The 19,307-nt window shown below is 57.8% G+C and carries 14 protein-coding genes; 12 read left to right on the top strand and 2 right to left on the bottom strand.

The genetic code is table 11. The features are described 5' to 3' along the window. Positions 1–92: 92 nt before the first annotated feature. Genes EV586_RS04000 through lipB form a run of 7 tightly spaced genes read left to right on the top strand, consistent with a single transcriptional unit; the run spans position 93 to position 7,804 of the window. Positions 93–1,166, top strand: a complete 1,074-nt coding sequence (locus EV586_RS04000; RefSeq protein ID WP_132943875.1) for a Leu/Phe/Val dehydrogenase — start codon at positions 93–95, stop codon at positions 1,164–1,166. A gap of 47 nt (positions 1,167–1,213) precedes the next feature. After that, a complete protein-coding gene (gene lpdA, locus EV586_RS03995; protein WP_132943754.1) occupies positions 1,214–2,659 on the top strand; it encodes a dihydrolipoyl dehydrogenase in 1,446 nt (481 codons plus the stop codon). Between the two features lie 14 nt (positions 2,660–2,673). Beyond that, positions 2,674–3,669: a thiamine pyrophosphate-dependent dehydrogenase E1 component subunit alpha gene (locus EV586_RS03990; RefSeq protein ID WP_132943753.1), complete on the top strand. Its 996-nt coding sequence runs from the start codon at positions 2,674–2,676 to the stop codon at positions 3,667–3,669. Between the two features lie 15 nt (positions 3,670–3,684). After that, positions 3,685–4,668, top strand: coding sequence for an alpha-ketoacid dehydrogenase subunit beta (locus tag EV586_RS03985; RefSeq protein WP_132943752.1), 984 nt, complete (start codon positions 3,685–3,687; stop codon positions 4,666–4,668). A gap of 24 nt (positions 4,669–4,692) precedes the next feature. Continuing rightward, the gene (locus tag EV586_RS03980; protein WP_132943751.1) at positions 4,693–6,045 is read left to right on the top strand and encodes a dihydrolipoamide acetyltransferase family protein; all 1,353 of its coding nucleotides are present in this window, start codon (positions 4,693–4,695) and stop codon (positions 6,043–6,045) included. A gap of 25 nt (positions 6,046–6,070) precedes the next feature. Then, the gene (gene lipA / locus EV586_RS03975) at positions 6,071–6,997 is read left to right on the top strand and encodes a lipoyl synthase (protein ID WP_132943750.1); all 927 of its coding nucleotides are present in this window, start codon (positions 6,071–6,073) and stop codon (positions 6,995–6,997) included. A gap of 51 nt (positions 6,998–7,048) precedes the next feature. After that, positions 7,049–7,804, top strand: a complete 756-nt coding sequence (gene lipB, locus EV586_RS03970; protein WP_132943749.1) for a lipoyl(octanoyl) transferase LipB — start codon at positions 7,049–7,051, stop codon at positions 7,802–7,804. Positions 7,805–7,861: 57 nt separating this feature from the next. Here lipB and EV586_RS03965 read toward each other — a convergent pair whose 3' ends face one another. Continuing rightward, a complete protein-coding gene (locus EV586_RS03965) occupies positions 7,862–9,634 on the bottom strand; it encodes a methyl-accepting chemotaxis protein (RefSeq protein ID WP_165898218.1) in 1,773 nt (590 codons plus the stop codon). A 300-nt stretch (positions 9,635–9,934) separates the two neighbouring features. Next, the gene (locus EV586_RS03960; protein WP_165898217.1) at positions 9,935–13,825 is read right to left on the bottom strand and encodes a non-ribosomal peptide synthetase family protein; all 3,891 of its coding nucleotides are present in this window, start codon (positions 13,823–13,825) and stop codon (positions 9,935–9,937) included. Between the two features lie 237 nt (positions 13,826–14,062). Between EV586_RS03960 and trpS the strand changes: the two genes are divergently transcribed. The 5 genes from trpS to EV586_RS03935 all read left to right on the top strand — a co-directional run bounded on the left by trpS (position 14,063) and on the right by EV586_RS03935 (position 19,299). Then, positions 14,063–15,046: a tryptophan--tRNA ligase gene (gene trpS / locus EV586_RS03955; protein WP_132943746.1), complete on the top strand. Its 984-nt coding sequence runs from the start codon at positions 14,063–14,065 to the stop codon at positions 15,044–15,046. Between the two features lie 201 nt (positions 15,047–15,247). Then, positions 15,248–16,903: an acyl-CoA mutase large subunit family protein gene (locus EV586_RS03950; RefSeq protein ID WP_132943745.1), complete on the top strand. Its 1,656-nt coding sequence runs from the start codon at positions 15,248–15,250 to the stop codon at positions 16,901–16,903. 15 nt (positions 16,904–16,918) lie between these two features. Then, positions 16,919–17,323, top strand: a complete 405-nt coding sequence (locus tag EV586_RS03945; protein ID WP_132943744.1) for a cobalamin B12-binding domain-containing protein — start codon at positions 16,919–16,921, stop codon at positions 17,321–17,323. Positions 17,324–17,328: 5 nt separating this feature from the next. Then, positions 17,329–17,757, top strand: a complete 429-nt coding sequence (gene mce, locus EV586_RS03940) for a methylmalonyl-CoA epimerase (RefSeq protein WP_132943743.1) — start codon at positions 17,329–17,331, stop codon at positions 17,755–17,757. A gap of 15 nt (positions 17,758–17,772) precedes the next feature. After that, entirely contained in the window at positions 17,773–19,299 is a 1,527-nt protein-coding gene (locus EV586_RS03935) for an acyl-CoA carboxylase subunit beta (RefSeq protein ID WP_132943874.1), read from the top strand. Positions 19,300–19,307 lie beyond the last annotated feature (8 nt).

Genomic DNA, 19,307 nt, shown 5'->3' with positions numbered 1-19,307 from the left:
GGTATGGGGTGCTGCTAAGACCTTATCTTAACATTCAGAAAACAGACTTCTTAACTCTCGGAGGGGGAACTATCGTGAAAATTTTTGAATATATGGAGAAATATGACTACGAACAAGTGGTGTTCTGTCATGACGAAGCATCCGGACTGAAGGCAATCATCGCGATTCACGATACCACCTTGGGGCCGGCGCTTGGCGGCACCCGCATGTGGACCTATGAAACGGAAGAGATGGCGATCGAAGATGCGCTGCGTCTGGCACGCGGTATGACTTATAAGGCTGCTGCTGCCGGCCTCAACCTTGGCGGCGGCAAGACCGTTCTGATCGGCAACCCGAAGACCGACAAATCGGAAGCGCTGTTCCGTGCCCTCGGCCGCTACGTCGAGTCCCTGAACGGCCGTTACATCACCGCTGAAGACGTTGGCACCACCGAAGCGGACATGAACTACATCCACATGGAAACCGAATACGTAACCGGCGTGTCTGTCGAGTACGGATCCTCCGGCAACCCGTCCCCGATGACGGCGCTCGGCGTCTTCCGCGGCCTGCAAGCTGCAGCGAAAGCAGCGTTCGGCTCCGATGACGTAAGCGGCAAGACCGTTGCGGTGCAAGGCGTCGGCAATGTCGGCTACTACCTGTGCAAACACCTGCACGAAGCGGGCGCGAAGCTGATCGTCACCGACATCAACCAAGACTCGATCGACCGCGTCGTCCGCGAGTTCGGCGCAGAAGTGGTCGCACCGAACGACATCTTCGGCGTCGAGTGCGACATCTTCGCACCGTGCGCGCTGGGTGCGATCATCAACGATGAGACGATCCCGCAGTTCAAGTGCAAAGTGATCGCAGGCTCTTCGAACAACCAGCTGAAAGAAGAGCGCCACGGCGACCAGATCCACGAGATGGGCATCTTCTACGCTCCGGACTACGTCATCAACGCGGGCGGCCTGATCAACGTGGCGGTCGAACTCGAAGGTTACAACGAGAACCTGGCGCGCAAGAAAGTCGAAAACATCTACAACATCATCTCCACGATCTTCGAGATCTCCAAGCGCGACAACATCCCGACCTACAAAGCGGCTGACCGCATGGCGGAAGACCGCATCAACCAACTGAAAAACACCCGTTCGACCTTCCTGAAGACTGAGCGTTCCCTGCTGTCGAAGTAACATTCTCCGTACAACGATTCTCACCAGTGGAAGGAGCCAAGGATTCAATGTCTGAACAATACGATGTTGTGGTCCTGGGCGGGGGCACGGGCGGCTATGTAGCCGCCATTCGTGCTGCCCAGCTCGGACTGAAAGTGGCAGTGGTCGAAAAGGAAAAGGTGGGTGGCACCTGCCTGCACCGCGGCTGCATCCCGTCCAAGGCGCTGCTCAAGAGCGCTGACATGATGGCGACTGTGCAAAAGTCGAAAGAGTTTGGCGTTGCCGTCGAGGGCTCCGTGTCGCTCGACTTCGGCAATGTCATGGCCCGCAAAGAAAAGATCATCAACAACCTGCACAAAGGCGTGCAGAGCCTGCTCAAGAAAAACAACGTGGAAGTCATCGAAGGCCTCGGCCGCGTGATGGGCCCGTCGATCTTCTCGCCGACCGCAGGCGCCGTCTCCGTCGAGCGCGCGAACGGCGAAGCGGAGATCATCGCACCGCGCAACGTTGTGATCGCGACCGGCTCCCGTCCGAAGTCGCTGCCGGGTCTGGAGATCGACGGCAAATACGTCATCACCTCCGACGAAGCTTTGGAGATGGAAGAGCTTCCGAAATCGGTGATCATCGTCGGGGCTGGCGTCATCGGCTGCGAGTGGGCGTCGATGCTGTCCGACTTCGGCGTGGAAGTGACGATGATCGAGTACGCGCCGCGCATCCTGCCGCTCGAAGATGCGGACGTGTCGGCGGAGCTGGCCAAGCTGTTCGGCCGCCGCAAGACGAAGATCAAGATCCACACCTCGACCGGCGTGAAAGCGGACAGCGTGAAGATCGAAGGGGAACAGGTCTCGATCTCGGCTGCCGTCCATGTCGGCACCGACAAAGAAGAGATCCAGACTTTCACCGCCGACAAGATTCTCGTCTCGGTTGGCCGCGCGTCCAACGTTGACAACATCGGCCTGGAAGCGACGGAGATCGTCGTCGACCGCGGAACGATCCAAGTCGACGAGCACTACCGCACGAAAGAAAAGAACATCTTTGCGATCGGCGACGTGATCAACACGCCGCAATTGGCGCATATCGCCGCCCACGAAGGCATTCATGCGATGGAAGTGATCGCAGGCGAGCATCCGCATCCGATCGACTACAAGATGATCCCGCGCTGTACATATACCCGTCCGGAGATCGCTTCGCTTGGCTACACGGAAGCGGAACTGCGCGAAGAAGGCCGCGAGATCAAAGTCGGCAAATTCCCGTTCCGCGGCATCGGCAAAGCGCTGGTCAACGGCGAATTTGACGGTTTTGTCAAAATGATCGCAGATGCGAAGACGAACGACCTGCTCGGCGTACATATCATCGGCCAAAATGCGACCGACATGATTTCCGAAGCGAGCCTGGCGCAGTTCCTCGACGCGACTCCGTGGGAGATCGGCGCCGCGATTCACCCGCACCCGACCCTGTCGGAAGCGATCGGTGAAGCAGCGCTCGCCGTCGACGGCAAAGCGATTCATTTCTAGGGAGGTTGTCCTCGATGTCCAAGTACGATTACAAAGAACTGGGCTTGTCTGAAGAGCAGGTCCTTGAGCTGTACTATTACATGCTGCTCGCCAGAAAGCTTGACGAGCGCTTCTGGCTGCTGAACCGCGCCGGCAAGATCCCGTTTGTTATCTCCTGCCAGGGCCAGGAAGCAGCGCAAGTCGGCGCTGCGTACGCCCTCGACAAAGAGACCGACTATCTGGCTCCGTACTACCGCGACCTCGGCTGCGTGCTCGTGTTTGGGCAAACGCCGACCGAAGTCATGATGTCGGCGTTCGCGAAGCCGGGGGATGTCAACTCCCGCGGCCGTCAAATGCCGGGCCACTTCGGCGGTCGCAAGTACCGCACCCTCTCCGGCTCCTCCCCGGTCACCACGCAGTTCCCGCACGCAGTCGGCGCTGCTCTGGCCGCGAAGATGCGCGGTGAGAAGAGCGTCGCTTACACCTCGACCGGTGAAGGCTCCTCCAACCAAGGCGATTTCCATGAAGCGTGCAACTTTGCAGCTGTGCACAAGCTGCCGTGCATCTTCTACATCGAGAACAACGGCTATGCGATCTCCGTTCCGCTCTCCAAGCAGCTCGGCAACCACAACACGGCAGACCGCGCGATCGGCTACGGCATGCCGGGCTTCCAGATCGACGGCAACGACGTGCTGGAAGTGTACAAATACTGCAAAGAAGCTGCTGAGCGCGGCCGCAACGGCGAAGGACCGACGATGATCGAAGCGCGCACCTACCGTCTCGTGCCGCACTCCTCGGACGACGATGACAGAGCATACAGAAGCCGTGAAGAAGTGGAAGCAGCGAAGAAGCAAGACCCGCTGATCACGTTTGCGCAATATCTCCGCGACAAGGGCGTTCTGACCGAAGAGAAAGAAAAAGAGATGAACGACCGCGTAATGCGTGAAGTCAACGAAGGCACCGAAGCGGCAGAAAAAGAGCCGTTCTTTGCGCCGGAAGACGCGCTTACGCACGTCTACGAAGAACAATAGGAGGTACGCGCAGACATGGCGATTAAATCATATATCGAAGCAGTAACGGAAGCGCTCGATCAGGAGATGGAGCGCGACTCCTCGATTTTTATCCTCGGTGAAGACGTAGGCGTGCGCGGCGGTGTATTCCGAGCCACTGCGGGCTTGATCGAAAAATACGGCGAAGATCGCGTCATCGACTCTCCGCTGTCCGAGTCGGCGATCGTCGGCGTTTCGATCGGCGCGGCGATGGTCGGCATGCGTCCGGTTGCGGAAATTCAGTTCGCCGACTTCATCTTCCCGGCGTACAACCAGATCGTCTCCGAAGCGGCGCGCATCCGCTACCGCACCAAGTCGGACTGGACCGTGCCGATGACGATCCGTGCGCCGTACGGCGGCGGCGTGCACGGCGCGCTGTACCACTCCCAGTCGGTAGAAGCTTTGTTCCACCATGTTCCGGGCTTGAAGATCGTCATGCCGTCCACTCCGTATGATGTGAAGGGACTGCTGACCGCTGCGATGCGCGACAACGACCCGGTGCTGTTCTTCGAGCACAAGCGCTGCTACCGCCTGATCAAAGGCGAGGTGCCGGAAGAGCAGTACACGATCGAGATCGGCAAGGCGGACGTCAAGCGCGAAGGCCACGATGTCACCGTCATCACCTACGGGCTGATGGTGCACTACGCGCTGGAAGCGGCGGAGACCCTCGCCCAAGAAGGCATCTCCACACACATCCTCGACCTGCGCACGATTAAGCCGATCGACCGTGAAGCGATCCTCGAAGCGACCAAGAAGACCGGCAAAGTGCTGATCGTGCACGAAGACAGCAAATTTGGCGGCGTGGGCGGCGAGATCTCGGCGATCATCGCCGAAGAAGCGCTGTTCGACCTCGACGCTCCGATTCAGCGCCTGTGCGGTCCGGACGTTCCGGCGATGCCGTACTCCCCGCCGCAAGAGAAGTTCTTCATGCTGAGCCCTGCTAAAATTGCAGACGCGATTCGTGAACTGGCCAAATTCTAATTCGTACTAAGGGAGGACTTCTCCATGGCAACGATCTTGATGCCCCAGCTTGGCGAGTCCGTTACGGAAGGCACCATTGCCAAGTGGCTCAAACAACCAGGCGACAAAATCAACAAGTATGACTCGATCGCAGAAGTCATCACCGATAAAGTAAACGCAGAGGTGCCGTCCGAGTTTGTCGGCACCTTGACCGAAATCCTCGTTCCGGAAGGATCGACCGTCGCGGTTGGCACGCCGATCGCCGTGATCGCAGAAGAAGGCGCAGCGCCGGCTCCGGCTGCTGCTCCCAAGGCGGAAGCGGCTCCGGCCGCAGCGCCGAGCGCGGCAGCAGCAGCTGTTCCGCAGGCGGCTCAAGCTCCGGCAGCCCCGCAGCGCGGTGAGGGCGGCGCGCGCTTCTCGCCGGCCGTTCTGCGCCTGATCCAAGAGCACAACCTCGATGCCAGCCAGATCACCGGCACCGGTACCGGCGGCCGCATCACGCGCAAAGACGTGCTGGCCTTCGTAGAAGGCGGCGGCGCTGCAGCAGCACCGCACCTGACCAAGACGGAAGAAGACCTCTCCTCCGTGGCAGCACCGACCAAGCCGGCGACCGGCCTGACCGAGATCGGCGCACAAGGCGCACCGGCAGCAGCATCCGCTCCGGTTGCGGCAGCTCCGAAAGCGGCTTATCAAGCTGCAGACGGCGACACCGTGATCGAAGCATCGGGCATCCGCAAGACGATCGCCCGCCGCATGCTGGAGTCGAAGCACAACGCGCCGCACGCGTGGACGATGATGGAAGCGGATGTCACGACGCTCTCCAAGTTCCGCGACAAAAACAAAGACGCGTTCAAAGCAAAAGAGGGCGTGTCCCTGACCTTCCTGCCGTTCTTCATCAAAGCGGTCGTCGAGTCGCTCAAAGAGTTCCCGATTATCAACTCGACATGGCAGGATGATAAGATTATTATTAAAAAAGACATCAACATCTCGATTGCAGTAGCGACAGAAGACGCGCTGTTCGTGCCGGTCATTAAAAATGCGGATCGCCTGAGTGTTCTCGGCCTGTCCCATGCGATCAACGATCTGGCGAAACGCGCGCGGGCGGGCAAACTGACGCCGGACGACATGTCGGGCGGCACGTTCACCGTCAACAACACAGGTTCCTTCGGCTCGATCCAGTCGATGCCGATCATCAACGCTCCGCAGGCGGCGATCCTGTCGATGGAAGCGATCGTCAAGCGCCCGGTTGTTATGCCGGATGATTCGTTTGCGATCCGTTCGATGATGAACATGTGCATGTCGCTTGACCACCGTGTTCTCGACGGTCTGGTTTGCGGCCGCTTCCTGCAAGCGGTCAAGAAACGCATCGAGTCGTACGTCGAGCCGAACCTGTACTAAGATTTGAGGAAAGAGGTGTGTCAGCGTGGAAGAACTGAACGTTCTGGACAATTCCCCAAAGACGGAGGAGGAGCGCCCGTTGCGCCGGCCGGATTGGCTGAAGATCCAGCTGCGCACAGGCCCCAACTTCACGGAACTGAAAGATCTGTTGCGGGGAAATACGCTCCACACCGTCTGTGAAGAAGCACGTTGCCCGAACATCTATGAATGCTGGGAGAACCGGACGGCGACCTTTATGATCCTCGGTGATATCTGCACCCGCGCCTGCGGGTTCTGCGCAGTGAAGACGGGCCTTCCGTCGGAGCTGGACCTGCAGGAGCCGGAGCGCGTGGCCGACTCGGCAGAGATCATGAAGCTGCGCCATGCCGTGGTAACCTCGGTTGCCCGCGACGACCTGAAAGATCACGGTGCTTCCGTGTTTGCGGAGACGGTGCGGGCGATCCGCCGCCGGATGCCGCTGTGCACGGTGGAAGTGCTCCCGTCCGATATGGGCGGCCAATACGAAGCTTTGAAGGTGCTGCTCGATGCGGAGCCGGACATCTTCAACCACAACATCGAGACGGTACGCCGCTTGACGCCGAGAGTGCGCGCCAAAGCGACGTATGACCGCACGCTGGAAGTGCTGCGCTTCGCCAAAGAGTACAAACCGCAGATCCCGACCAAGTCGTCGCTGATGCTCGGCCACGGTGAAACGTGGGAAGAGATCATTCAGGTGATGGATGACTTGCGGGCTGTCGATGTGGATATCATGACGATGGGACAATACTTGCAGCCGACGAAGAAACATCTGCCAGTTAAAAAATACTGGACGCCGGATGAGTTCGCCGCTTTGAAAGAAGAGGCGCTGAAGCGCGGCTTCAAGCATGTCGAGTCGGGTCCGCTGGTGCGCAGTTCCTATCATGCGCATGAGCAAGCCCAGTCGGCAGATCAAAAGTTTAAAGAAAACGCGTAATGCACAGGGTCACAGCGTCTGCTGTGGCCTTTTTGTAAGGAGGCGAAGAGGATGAAACCGCATTGTCAGGTCTATGACCTCGGGAAGATCGAGTACGGCCCGGCATTCGACCTGCAGAAGCAGGCGGTGCGGGCGATGCTGGAGGGGAAGCTTGGCAATACGATCCTGCTGCTCGAGCACGCGCCGGTGTTCACCGTCGGCCGCTCCGGCGGGGCGGAGAACGTGCTGGTGACGCCGGAGCAGCGGGAGCAGCTCGGGATCACGATGTTCGACGTCGACCGCGGCGGCGATGTCACTTATCACGGGCCGGGTCAGCTGGTCGGCTATCCGATCCTGCATCTGGAGCCGTGGAAAAATGATGTGCGCCACTATGTGCGGATGTTAGAAGAGGTGATCATTCGGGTCCTCGCCGATTTCGGTGTCACAGGCGGCCGAAAAGAGGGCATGACGGGCGCCTGGGTCGGGGATGAGAAGATCTGTGCCATCGGCGTGAAAGCGAACCGTGACACCGCCCACAAAGGCTTTATCACGTCCCACGGGTTCGCCTTCAACATTCGTCCGGATCTGTCCCATTTCGACTACATCGTTCCCTGCGGCATCACGGAGTATGGCGTGACCTCCCTGTACCGTCTGCTCGGCCAGGCCCCGGATATGCAGGAGATGAAGCTGCGCTGGGTCAAAGCGTTCACCGAAGTCTTCGAGGTCACCGTCGAGTGGCCAACCGATGACTTCGCCAAGAAGCTCCAAGCCGGGCCGGAAAGCGATCCCAGCGACAATCACGCGTTCCGTACGGACACGATGTACTAAGCGAGCATGAAAAAAGCAACCTTGCCGATTGGCGAGGTTGCTTTTTTAGTAGGGGCATTAGCCCTGGTTTTGCGGAGTTTCGTTCTCGCTGCCTTCAGCTTCGTCTTCGGTGCGGATCAGCTGGCTGGCAAGGCGGTTTGCCTGCTCCTGGAGCGCTTGGTTGGAGTCGTTGAGCGAGTAGATCGACTTGAGCTGTTCCGTGAAGTTCTGTTGGATCAGCTCGACCGATGCAGCCGTTTGTTCGGACATCGAGGAGACCGATTCGACCGTTGAGAGCAGGGACTCTTTGCTCTGCTCGACGACTTGGATCGTCTGGGTGACCTTTTGCACGGACGATGCGACCGCTTGCACGTTGTTGCGGATGTGGTAGAAGCTTTGGATCGTGTCTTCAACCTGGTTGGTCTGCTCACGGAGTGAATCTTCCGCGATGCGCATTTCCTGACCGGTCGAGACGATGTCGCGGGAGATGTCGCTCAAGAGCTCATCGATCTCCTGCGAGGCTTGCTTGGTGTTCGCCGACAGCTTGCGGATCTCGTCAGCGACGACGGAGAAGCCGCGGCCATGTTCGCCTGCGCGCGCTGCTTCGATGGAAGCGTTCAGGGAGAGCAAACCGGTCTGTTCGGCAACGTCCTGAATGCTCGAGAGCAGGGAGTTGATGCGGCGGGTACGCTCTTCGAGCGAGTAGATCTTCTGGCCGAGACCCAAAGTGATCGCTTCCGTCTGCGAAGACTTTTGCTTGAGCCCTTCCACGATGTCGATCCCTTGCGCCGATTCGTCCACACATTTCGCGATCGAGCTGTGCGCTTCGGACGTATGCTCGAGGATTTCGCCGATCTTCGCGTTGATGTCCCACAGCTGGCTGTTCCCGCGCTCCGCTTCAGAAGCGAGGTATTCGGTCGTCGTGGAGATCTCCTGCAGGGAACGCAGCACGTGCTCCGCCTGGCCTTTGGAGTTGTCAGAAACGGCAGCTACCTGCGTAAACGTCGTGACGAGCTGGCCGGTCGCCGATTCGATCTCTTTCATCATGTTGCGAATCTTCTTCACCATCTCGTTGAAGCCGGCTGCGACGACGCCGATCTCATCCTGGCTCTTCACATCGAGTTCCACGTTCAAGTTGCCCGCGCCAACTTCATCCACTGCGTTGGACAGGTCTTTGATCGGGTTCAGCATGCGCTTCAGGAAGAAGAACTGGACGGCGAGGATGATCAGGAACAGCACGACCAGCGCGGCTGCCAGACGCATCACCATCGAGAGTTGCGATTCGCGGATGATCGTTGCGCTCATGTCGACCGCAAACATCGCTACGACGTTGCCGGAAGAGTCAAGCACCGGCGTGATGACGGTGAACCAAGTGCCAAACTGGTCATCATAGATTTCGGTGGTCGCCGGCTCCTTCGTCGCGTTTGCTCGTTCCACCGCAGCGACGTAGGAGGGGAAAGGTTCCATCTCAGCGCCCGGCACGGCGCCGACTTCGATCAGGGAAGACGGGTTGGTGATCGATTTGAACATGTTGTTTTCGTTCAGCTTCCCTTCGAACAGATACCCTTGTGCGACGTTCGTGTTGTATTTCGAGATCTTGTCCAGCTGTGCGACAAGTTCTTTTTGCGATTCTGCGTTGACATCCAACTCGGTTTCGGCCTTCTTGACCAAATCCGGATCAAAGCTGTTCGCGATCAGGTTGCCCAAGCCCTTGCCTTGCTGGGAGAGGGTCTCGGTGATGACCTTGCCTTCAAAGTAGTAGGAGGCTGCAATCAGGATGATGCCGACTAAGAAGGTAAAAATGGCTGAGAGCAAAAGATTTTTCTGAAAAAAGGAAAATCTTTTAAACATGCACATACACCGCCTTAACATGATAAATAGTTCGATAGTACTGAAAGTTCTACGTCAACGTCGCTTTATCCTTCCCTAAAGTATACTTCTAGTCCTAGAAGTTCAAGTTTTTACTAATAGTAGTATATTACCTGATAACCAATAAAACTTCAAAAACTATTTTTAGTCTAAACGGGCAGGAATATTAGTTATCAGGTAATACCCGTGCAATATATTGTTGAATTTCTGCGAAATAATTCATAAAAAAACCGAAACAACCCGGTGAAAAACCGGGTGTTTCGGTTACGGTTGATCGAGGCTTTACACGAACTGCAGCTCTTTTTCCGCTTTTTTCGCGGCTTTGGCCTGCGTGTACGCAGCTGCCTGTTTCTTCGCTTCGAGGGTCTCGAGGAGCGCCCAGTGCTTGGAAGCGGGCAGATAGCCTACTTTGATCGCATGTTTAAGAATGACATAGATCAGATCGCGATCCGGTTCCGGGCAAACGATGTTTGATCCGGCAAGCAATTTTTGCGTAGCTTTGCAGGTGATCTTCATCACCGGGTCTTCGGTGTTCAGCTCATTGAAATGAGCGAAGATCAGCTGCAGTGCTTCATGATGTTTCGGAGAGTCGTTGTCCTGGAACAGCCACCACATGTAGTCTTGCGTGTCCATGGTCAGGATGCTGTAGCCGAGGCCTTGGAGCACCGAGATAAACGTCTCCGTTTTGATTTGCTTCGGATTGCACAAATGCAGGGTCTGAGAAATCGTATCCTTGCGCATGACAGAGTGAACGAGCGCTTTCGAGCAGTAGTTGACCGGCGTCATGTCGACGTAGTTCGGATCGAATGGGGTCGTTTCCAGCATCAAGGTCGCTTTCATCCATTGGTAGAAAGCGTTGGTCTCGATGTTGCGCTGGAAGCGGCCGGTCACCGAATGGCCGACGAGGTTGCCGACGCGGTAGACGGTGCACAACACCCCTTGCTTCATCGCCTCGCGAACGAGCTTTTCCGCACGGAACTTGCTCTCGCAATAGAGGTTGTGGAAGGTCTGGCCGCGGTCGAAGTCACTTTCGGTCACCACATACTCCTGGCCGTCCGCATCGGACGGACCCATGATGCTCAACGTGGAAACATAGTGGAAGCGCACGCCTTCGCGTCTGCGCGCGATGTCGAGCAACTGCTCGGTCGAGCGGACGTTGACCTGATCGAAGTGAGCTTCGTCGCCGTAGTAGCGCACGTCAGCGCCGCAGTGAATCACGGCGTCCGCCTGTGCATACACGAGGTCGCGCTCCGCATCGGAAAGGCCGAGGCCTTCCTGGGTCAGGTCGCCGGCAAGGGCGGTGACGCGGTCTTTTGCTTCCTCTGCCAGCGTCGGACCAAAGTAGCAGTCGACCGTTTCGAGCAGGCGCTCTTGCGGGGTGACGTCTTTGGACGGACGGACAAGGCAGTAGATGTGAGCATCAGTGTCTTTGAGCAGGTCGTGCAGGATGTGCGAGCCGAGGTATCCGGTCGCACCGGTCAGGAAGACGACGTTCGGCTTTTGCAGCTTCAAGCGGCTGGCCGCTTTTTTCTTGCCTGCAGCCGCGCCTTCCGCCGTTTGCACGAGCAGCTGTTCAAAGTGGGTCAAAGCGATTTCGCAAGCGGCATCCTGTGCGATGCGCAGCTCAAGCTCTGCGACGGTCGGGTGTTTATAAAAATCCTGGATCGTCAGCGTAGGATAGTACGGTTTCAATTTTACAAGGCACGGCAGGATGTTCAGCGAATGGCCGCCCATGGCAAAGAAGTTGTCATGGATGCCGACTTGCTTCACGCCGAGGATTTCTTGCCAGACTTCTGCGATCAGGCGCTGCACGTCATTTTGCGGTGCAACATACAGCTCTTCGCCGCCGGTGTTGACCTCTTCCGGAGACGGAAGCGCCCGGTGATCGATCTTCCCGTTGATTGTAACCGGAATCGACGGAATGTTGATCACGTGTGCCGGAACCATATAATCGGATAATGTCTCAGCTAAGAACGCTTGAACTTCTGCCGGACGCAGCGGCAGTTCGGTGACGATGTACGCCACCAGACGCTTTTGACCGATCGGGTCGACGCTGGCGACGACGATGCCTTCTTTGACCTGCGGATGCATCAGCAGGGCGGCTTCGATCTCACCGAGTTCGATGCGGTAGCCGCGGATCTTGACCTGGTTGTCGATGCGGCCTTGGAACTCGATGTTCCCGTCCGGCAGCATGCGGCCCAGGTCGCCCGTCTTGTACATTCTTTCGCCGGGGCGGAACGGGTTGTCGATGAACTTTTCTGCGGTCAGCTCCGGGCGTCTGAAATATCCGCGCGCTACGCCTGCACCGCCGATGTAAAGTTCACCGTTCGCGCCGATCGGCACTAAATTCAAATGATTGTCAAGCAGGTACACTTCGGTGTTCTGCAAAGCGCGGCCAATCGGCAAAGGATTGGGCATGCTGCCTTGCTTGGAACGGGAAGACCAGCCGGTTGCACTGACAGTTGTTTCCGTCGGACCGTAGTTGTTGATGTAATGAACGCGCTTGGACCACAGTTCTGCGAGCGGTACCGGACAAGCGTCACCGCCGGTGACGATCACTTCCAGATTCGGGCCGGCTTCCAGCGGCAGTTGGCTGAGCATGGAAGGCGTGGTCACGAAGAAAGTGATCTGTTCGCGCTCCAGCAGGTCGGTCAGGGCTTCCGCGTTTTTCAGTTCGTGCGAAGGAGCCATGATCAGCGTCGCGCCGCGGGTCAAGGTGAAGAAGATCTCCATGACAGACGGGTCGAACGCCAGCGAGATGAACTGCAGCACACGGCTTTGTTCGTGAAGCTCGAAAAACTCGCCTTGCGCAACGGCCAGGTTGCACAGGCCGCGGTGATGAAGCATCGTCCCTTTCGGCTTGCCGGTGGAACCGGATGTGTAGATGACGTATGCCAGGTCGTCCGGGGTGAGTTCGGAAGCGACCGGCTTTGCCGGATACGTTCCGACGACAGGCATTTCCTTGTCCAGTGAGAAGACTTCGCCGTTAAAGCCGGAGAGCTTGTCGAGCAGGAAGTCCTTCGTGATGATGAGCAACGCGTTCGAATCTTCGAGCAGGTAGTCAATGCGCGCCTGGGGTGCATCCGGGTCGATCGGCAAATATGCGCCGCCGGCTTTCAGAACGCCCAAAACGCTAATGATCATCTCAATCGAGCGGTTGACCATGATCGCGATAATCGATTCGCGGTCGCAGCCGCAAGCTCGCAGCGCATGCGCCATCTGGTTCGCTTTTTCGTTCAGCTGGGCATAGGTCAGTTCCTCGTCCTGGTAGCGCACCGCGATGTTGTGCGGCGTGCGCAGGACCTGCTCTTCAAAGACGTTGACGATCGTTTTGTCGGACGGGAAAAAGGCTTCCGTATCGTTGAAGGAAGCGAGCAGTTGGAGCTCTTCTTCGGACAGCATGTGCAGCTCGGAAACCAAAGTTTTCGGCGCTTCGGTGATCGAGGTCAGCAGCGTCTGGAAGTTGTTCATCATCCGTTTGATCGTGCTCGATTCGTACAGCCCGCCATCATACGTAAAGGACACGCGCAGATCGGTTTCACTGTTTTTCAAGGTGAGTCCGATTTCGACGCCCACTTTTTTCAAAGCGCGGATATGGCCTTTGCGCTTGCCGTTTTCCATGGCAAAACAAGCCGGAAACGCTGCGTGTTTCAACTCTGCGTTCAGAGCGGCATGCTCTTCGAGCAGCTGTTCGACCTCGCAGGTTTGCGCGACGAGTGCGGCGAGGTTGACCTCGGCCAGCACTTCCGAGAAATCGGAGTTTTGCGAAAAATTTAAACGGAGCGGCAAAAGGAAGTTCCGTTCTTCGCTCGTCTCCGTCAATGCGGAGCTGTGCACGCCGATCAGCAATTCTTCGGCGCGGCTGTAGCGTTGCAAAAGCACCGTATACGCGGACAGCAGGATCGAGGAGAGCGAAGTTTGCGTCGAGTCTGCGAGTAGTCGAAGCTTCTCGGTGAGCTCAACAGACAGCGAGCTTTCGCATTCGCGAAGCTCTGTGGCTTTCTTTTGTGCGCGAGAGAAATCGGTCGACATTTCCAAGACCGGCAGCGGAGACTGCCAGTGTTTGGCAAAGAAACTTTTCAAGCTGTCAGATGCTTGCGTTACCCCCGTAGCCGCAAGCTTTTGTTCGGCGGTCTCTTTCCCGGAGAGACCTTTGCCCTGTTCATTCAGCATAACTACACCCATCCCCCAATGGTAATTTTTTCTTCAATCCCCATTAAAATTATACTTCTATCCTTATCCTTCGTCAACTTAATGACCCGTTAATTTTAATAGCCTTTTATCTTGGCATAGAACACTTTATCCAATGATGTACTGTTCAGGTAGTATCTGTAAATTTCGGTGCAGGTTTTTTCCACATCCAAGTTATGCTAAAATCAGGAGAGACAGAAATGAGAGGGGCCGTTTTGTTTGAAACGAGTATTTTCCGGTGTACAACCGTCAGGCAACCTGACGATCGGCAACTATTTGGGCGCGATCAAGCAGTTTGTGGAGATGCAAAATGAGGCGGAAGCTTTCTACTGTGTCGTCGACCTGCATGCGATCACCGTCCCGCAAGACCCGGCCGAGCTGCGCAAGCGCTCGCGGGAGATCGCCCAGCTCTATCTGGCGTGCGGGGTCGACCCGGCCCAGGCGACCGTCTTTATCCAGTCGCATGTCAAAGAGCACGCGGAACTGGGCTGGATTCTGCAATGCGCCTCTTATATGGGTGAACTGAACCGCATGACCCAGTACAAGGACAAGTCGGAAGGGAAGCAGTCGGTGCACGTCGGCCTGTATACGTATCCGGTGCTGATGGCGGCCGACATCCTGCTTTACGACACGACGCATGTGCCGGTCGGCGACGACCAGAAGCAGCACATCGAGCTGACCCGCGACATCGCAACGCGCTTCAACGGCCGCTTTGGCGACACGTTTGTGCTGCCGGAGCCGCATATTCAGGAGTTTGGCGCGCGGATCATGGCGCTGGACGAGCCGACGAAGAAGATGTCCAAATCGGCGGAGAACGAAGGTTCGCGCATCGCGATTCTCGAAGATCCGGCCGTGTTCAAGAAAAAGATCATGCGCGCCGTGACCGATACCGAAAATGAGATCCGCTTTGACGAAGACAACAAGCCGGGCGTTTCCAACCTGCTGACGATCTACTCGCTGTTTGCCGGCGAGCCGGTCGACGCGATCGTCGCCCGCTATCAGGGTCAAGGCTATGGCAACCTGAAAAAAGACCTCGTCGAAGTGATGACCGACAAGCTCGGCACGATCCAAAAGCGCTACAACGAGCTGAGCGATCCGGCAGAGCTGGACAAGATTCTCGCCGCCAGCGCCGAGCGCGCCCGCACGATCGCCGAACAGACGGTCAACCGCGTGAAAGACGCGATGGGTCTGATGCGCCTGTAACGCTTCCTTATAAAACTGACAAGTTTTCCGATCGGGACTTGTCAGTTTTTTCTATGCGAAAAATGAGTATTCATTCACCGATTTGCCCTTTCTGAAAGCGGTTGTATGGTATAATAAGCCGTATGTGCCATTCTTTTTACTCGTGGTGACAGCATTTATCTAACACATAGAAGCACTACTCTGGTAGGAGGGTTTGATTCAATGTCAGACTTTAAGCAAAGACTGCATGACTGGGCGGCGAAAGCGGACAAAGCAGCATCCCGTTTTCCGGAACGCCGTGAAACGTTTAACACGTCTTCCGAGACCATCGAGGTAAAGCGCCTGTATACGGCGGAGGACGTGCAGGGAGATTACATGGAGAAGCTCGGCTTCCCGGGCGAATACCCGTATACCCGCGGGGTGCAGCCGACGATGTACCGCTCCCGCTTTTGGACGATGCGCCAATACTCCGGTTTCGGCTCCGCTGAGGAAACGAACCTGCGATTCAAATATTTGCTCGAAAACGGCCAGACCGGCCTGTCCACCGCCTTCGACCTGCCGACGCAGATCGGCTACGACTCGGACGACATGATGGCGAAAGGCGAAGTGGGGAAGGTCGGCGTAGCGATCTCCTCGCTGAAAGATATGGAGACGCTGCTAAGCGGCATCGCGCTCGATAAAGTCTCGACTTCGATGACGATCAACGCGCCGGCGTCCGTGCTGCTCGCGATGTACATCGCAGTCGCGGAAAAGCAAGGCGTGTCCTCCGACAAGGTGTCCGGCACGATTCAGAACGACATTTTGAAAGAGTACGTCGCCCGCGGCACCTACATCTACCCGCCGGCAGCGTCGATGCGCCTGATCACCGACATCTTTGGCTACTGCGCGGAGCATGTGCCGAACTGGAACACGATCTCCATCTCCGGCTATCACATCCGCGAAGCCGGCTCCACCGCGGTGCAGGAAGTGGCGTTCACCCTCTCCAACGCGATCGCCTATGTCGAAGCGGCGGTGAAGGCCGGTCTCGACGTGGACCGCTTTGCGCCACGCCTGTCGTTCTTCTTTAACGCGCACAACAACTTCCTCGAAGAGGTCGCCAAGTTCCGCGCCGCGCGTCGCATCTGGTCGCGCATCATGAAGGAGCGCTTCGCCGCGAAAGATCCCAAGTCGTGGCAGTTGCGCTTCCATACGCAGACCGGCGGTTCGACCTTGACCGCCCAGCAGCCGGACAACAACATCGTCCGCGTCACGATGCAGGCGTTGGCTGCGGTGCTCGGCGGAACGCAGTCCCTGCACACCAACTCCAAAGATGAGGCGCTGGCGCTGCCGACCGAAGAGTCGGCGCGCATCGCACTGCGCACCCAGCAGATCATCGCCTATGAAAGCGGCGTGGCCGACACGATCGACCCGCTGGCCGGCTCCTTCTACATCGAATCGCTGACCGATGAGATCGAACGCCAGGCGCTGGAGTACATCGCGAAGATCGACGAGATGGGCGGGGCGGTCAAAGCGATCGAGCAAGGCTACATGCAGCGCGAGATCCAAAATGCTGCCTACCAGGCGCAGATGGCGATCGAAGACGGCTCGGCGGTCGTCGTCGGCGTCAACAAGTTCCGCCTCGAGAACGAGCCGAAGCCGGAACTGCAAAAGATCAACCCGGAGCTGGAGCGCATCCAAAACGAGCGCCTTGCCGAGCTGCGCAAGACCCGCGACAACGACTTGGTCGAGGCGAAGTTGGCCGCGCTGAAGCTGGCCGCCCAAGGCACCGACAACCTGATGCCGTTCATCGTGGACGCGGTCAAGGCGTACGCAACGCTTGGCGAAATCTGCAACGTCATGCGCGACGTGTTTGGCGAATACCAGCCAGCACAGTGGTAAGAGGAGGAGCACATCATGTCTGAAACAAAAATCCGTGTACTTGTTGCCAAGCCGGGCCTCGACGGTCATGACCGCGGGGCGCTGGTCGTCGCCAAGGCGCTGCGCGACGCGGGGATGGAAGTCATCTACACCGGCCTGCGCCAGACGCCGCAGCAGATCGCCGCATCGGCGATCCAAGAGGACGTCGATGTGATCGGCCTGTCCTCGCTGTCGGGCGCGCACATGCACCTGTTCCCGGAAGTGGTGCGCCTGATGAAGGAGCAAGGGGCGAACGACGTGCTGATCATCGGCGGCGGCGTCATTCCGGATGAGGACATTCCGGCGCTGAAGACAGCAGGCGTTGCTGAAGTGTTCACGCCGGGCACTCCGCTCACCGCGATGTCCGACTACATCCGCGCCAACGTGAAAGAGCGGGGGTAAGCGAGATGACGTTCGTTCCTTACAAAATCGACCATCTGGGTATCGCTGTGCGCTCGATTGAAGAGACGCTGCCTTTGTATACGGGCGGAATTGGTTTGAAGGTGATCCACGAGGAGATCATCGCCGACCAGATGGTGCGCGCGATTTTCCTGGAAGTCGGGGAGAGCTGTGTGGAACTGCTCGAACCGACTTCTCCAGAGTCGCCGATCGCCAAATACATGGAGAAAAAAGGACCGGGGATTCACCATGTCGCCTATGCGGTTGAAGATGTGCAAGCGGCGCTCGACCATGCGAAAGCACAAGGTCTGCGCCTGATCGACGAACAGCCGCGCCAGGGCGGTCATGGGAAGCTGATCGGCTTCGTGCATCCGAAAGACACGCACGGCGTCCTGACCGAGTTTTGCCAGAAGATCGAGGAGACGGAGGAGAAGTAAGTGGAGAAGAAGCTGATGGAACTGCATGACCGCCGCCGCAAGATTGAACTGGGCGGCGGCGACAAGCGGATCGCGGCACAGCATGACAAAGGCAAGCTGACCGCCCGCGAGCGCTTGGAGATTCTGCTCGACGAAGGATCGTTTCGCGAGCTGAATCCCTTTATCGAACACCGCGCCACCCACTTCGGCATGGCGGATGCGGAAGGTCCGGGCGAAGGCGTCGTCACCGGCTGGGGCAAGATCAACGGCCGCATCGTCTACGTCTTTGCGCAAGACTTTACCGTCTTTGGCGGGGCGCTCGGCGAGATGCACGCGCTGAAGATCGCCAAGATGATGGATCTGGCCGCGAAAAACGGTGCGCCGGTGATCGGCTTGAACGACTCCGGCGGCGCGCGGATTCAAGAAGGGGTCCAGTCCCTCGACGGCTACGGCCACATCTTCTACCGCAATTCGATCTACTCCGGCGTCATCCCGCAGATCTCCGTGATCATGGGGCCGTGCGCGGGCGGCGCGGTGTATTCGCCGGCGATCACCGACTTCATCTTCATGGTCGAAGGCACTTCGCAGATGTTTATCACCGGCCCGAAAGTCATCGAGACGGTGACCGGCGAGAACATCTCCGCCGACAACCTCGGCGGTGCGCGCGTGCAGTCCAGCGTGTCCGGCGTGGCGCATTTTACCGCTAAGACGGAAGAAGAAGTCCTGAACGATGTGCGCCGCCTGATGTCTTTCTTGCCGCAGAACAACATGGAAGAGCCGCCGCGCATCTTCGCCAAGCCGGATGACGGCTACTGCGAAGAAATGCTAGAAGTCGTGCCGGTTGAAGCGACCAAAGCGTACGACGTGCGCGACGTGATCACCCGCGTCGTCGACAACGGCGATTTCATGGAAGTGCAGCCGAACTTCGCGAAAAACGCCGTGATCGGCCTCGCCCGCATCGAAGGCCATCCGGTCGGCATCATCGCCAACCAGCCGAAGTTTATGGCCGGCGGCCTCGACATCGATTCGTCCGACAAGATCTCCCGCTTCATCCGCTTCTGCGACTGCTTTAACATCCCGCTGATCACGTTCGAAGACGTGACTGGCTTCATCCCGGGCGTCATGCAGGAGCACCGCGGCATCATCCGCCACGGCGCGAAGATCCTCTACGCCTACTCGGAAGCGACCGTGCCGAAGATCACGATCATCCTGCGCAAAGCGTTCGGCGGTGCGTACGTGGCGCTGAACTCGAAAGCGATCGGCGCCGACCTCGTCTACTCCTGGCCGACCGGGGAAGTCGCTGTCATGGGCGCGGAAGGCGCGGCGAACATCGTGTTCGCCAAAGAGATCGCCGACAGTGAGAACCCGACCGAAACACGCGCGCAGAAGATTGCCGAGTACAAAGAAAAGTTCGCCAACCCCTATGTAGCGGCGTCGCTGGGCATGGTTGACGACGTGATCGACCCGCGCGAAACGCGTCAGAAGCTGAAAGAGGCGCTGGAGATCCTTCGCAACAAGCGCGAGACCCGTCCGCCGAAGAAGCACGGGAACATTCCGCTGTAGGAGGAAGT

This window comes from Tumebacillus sp. BK434, from assembly GCF_004340785.1.
Classification (GTDB): domain Bacteria; phylum Bacillota; class Bacilli; order Tumebacillales; family Tumebacillaceae; genus Tumebacillus_A.
The sequence above is the reverse complement of the archived record's forward strand: the minus strand, read 5'-3'. Positions and strand labels throughout refer to the sequence as shown.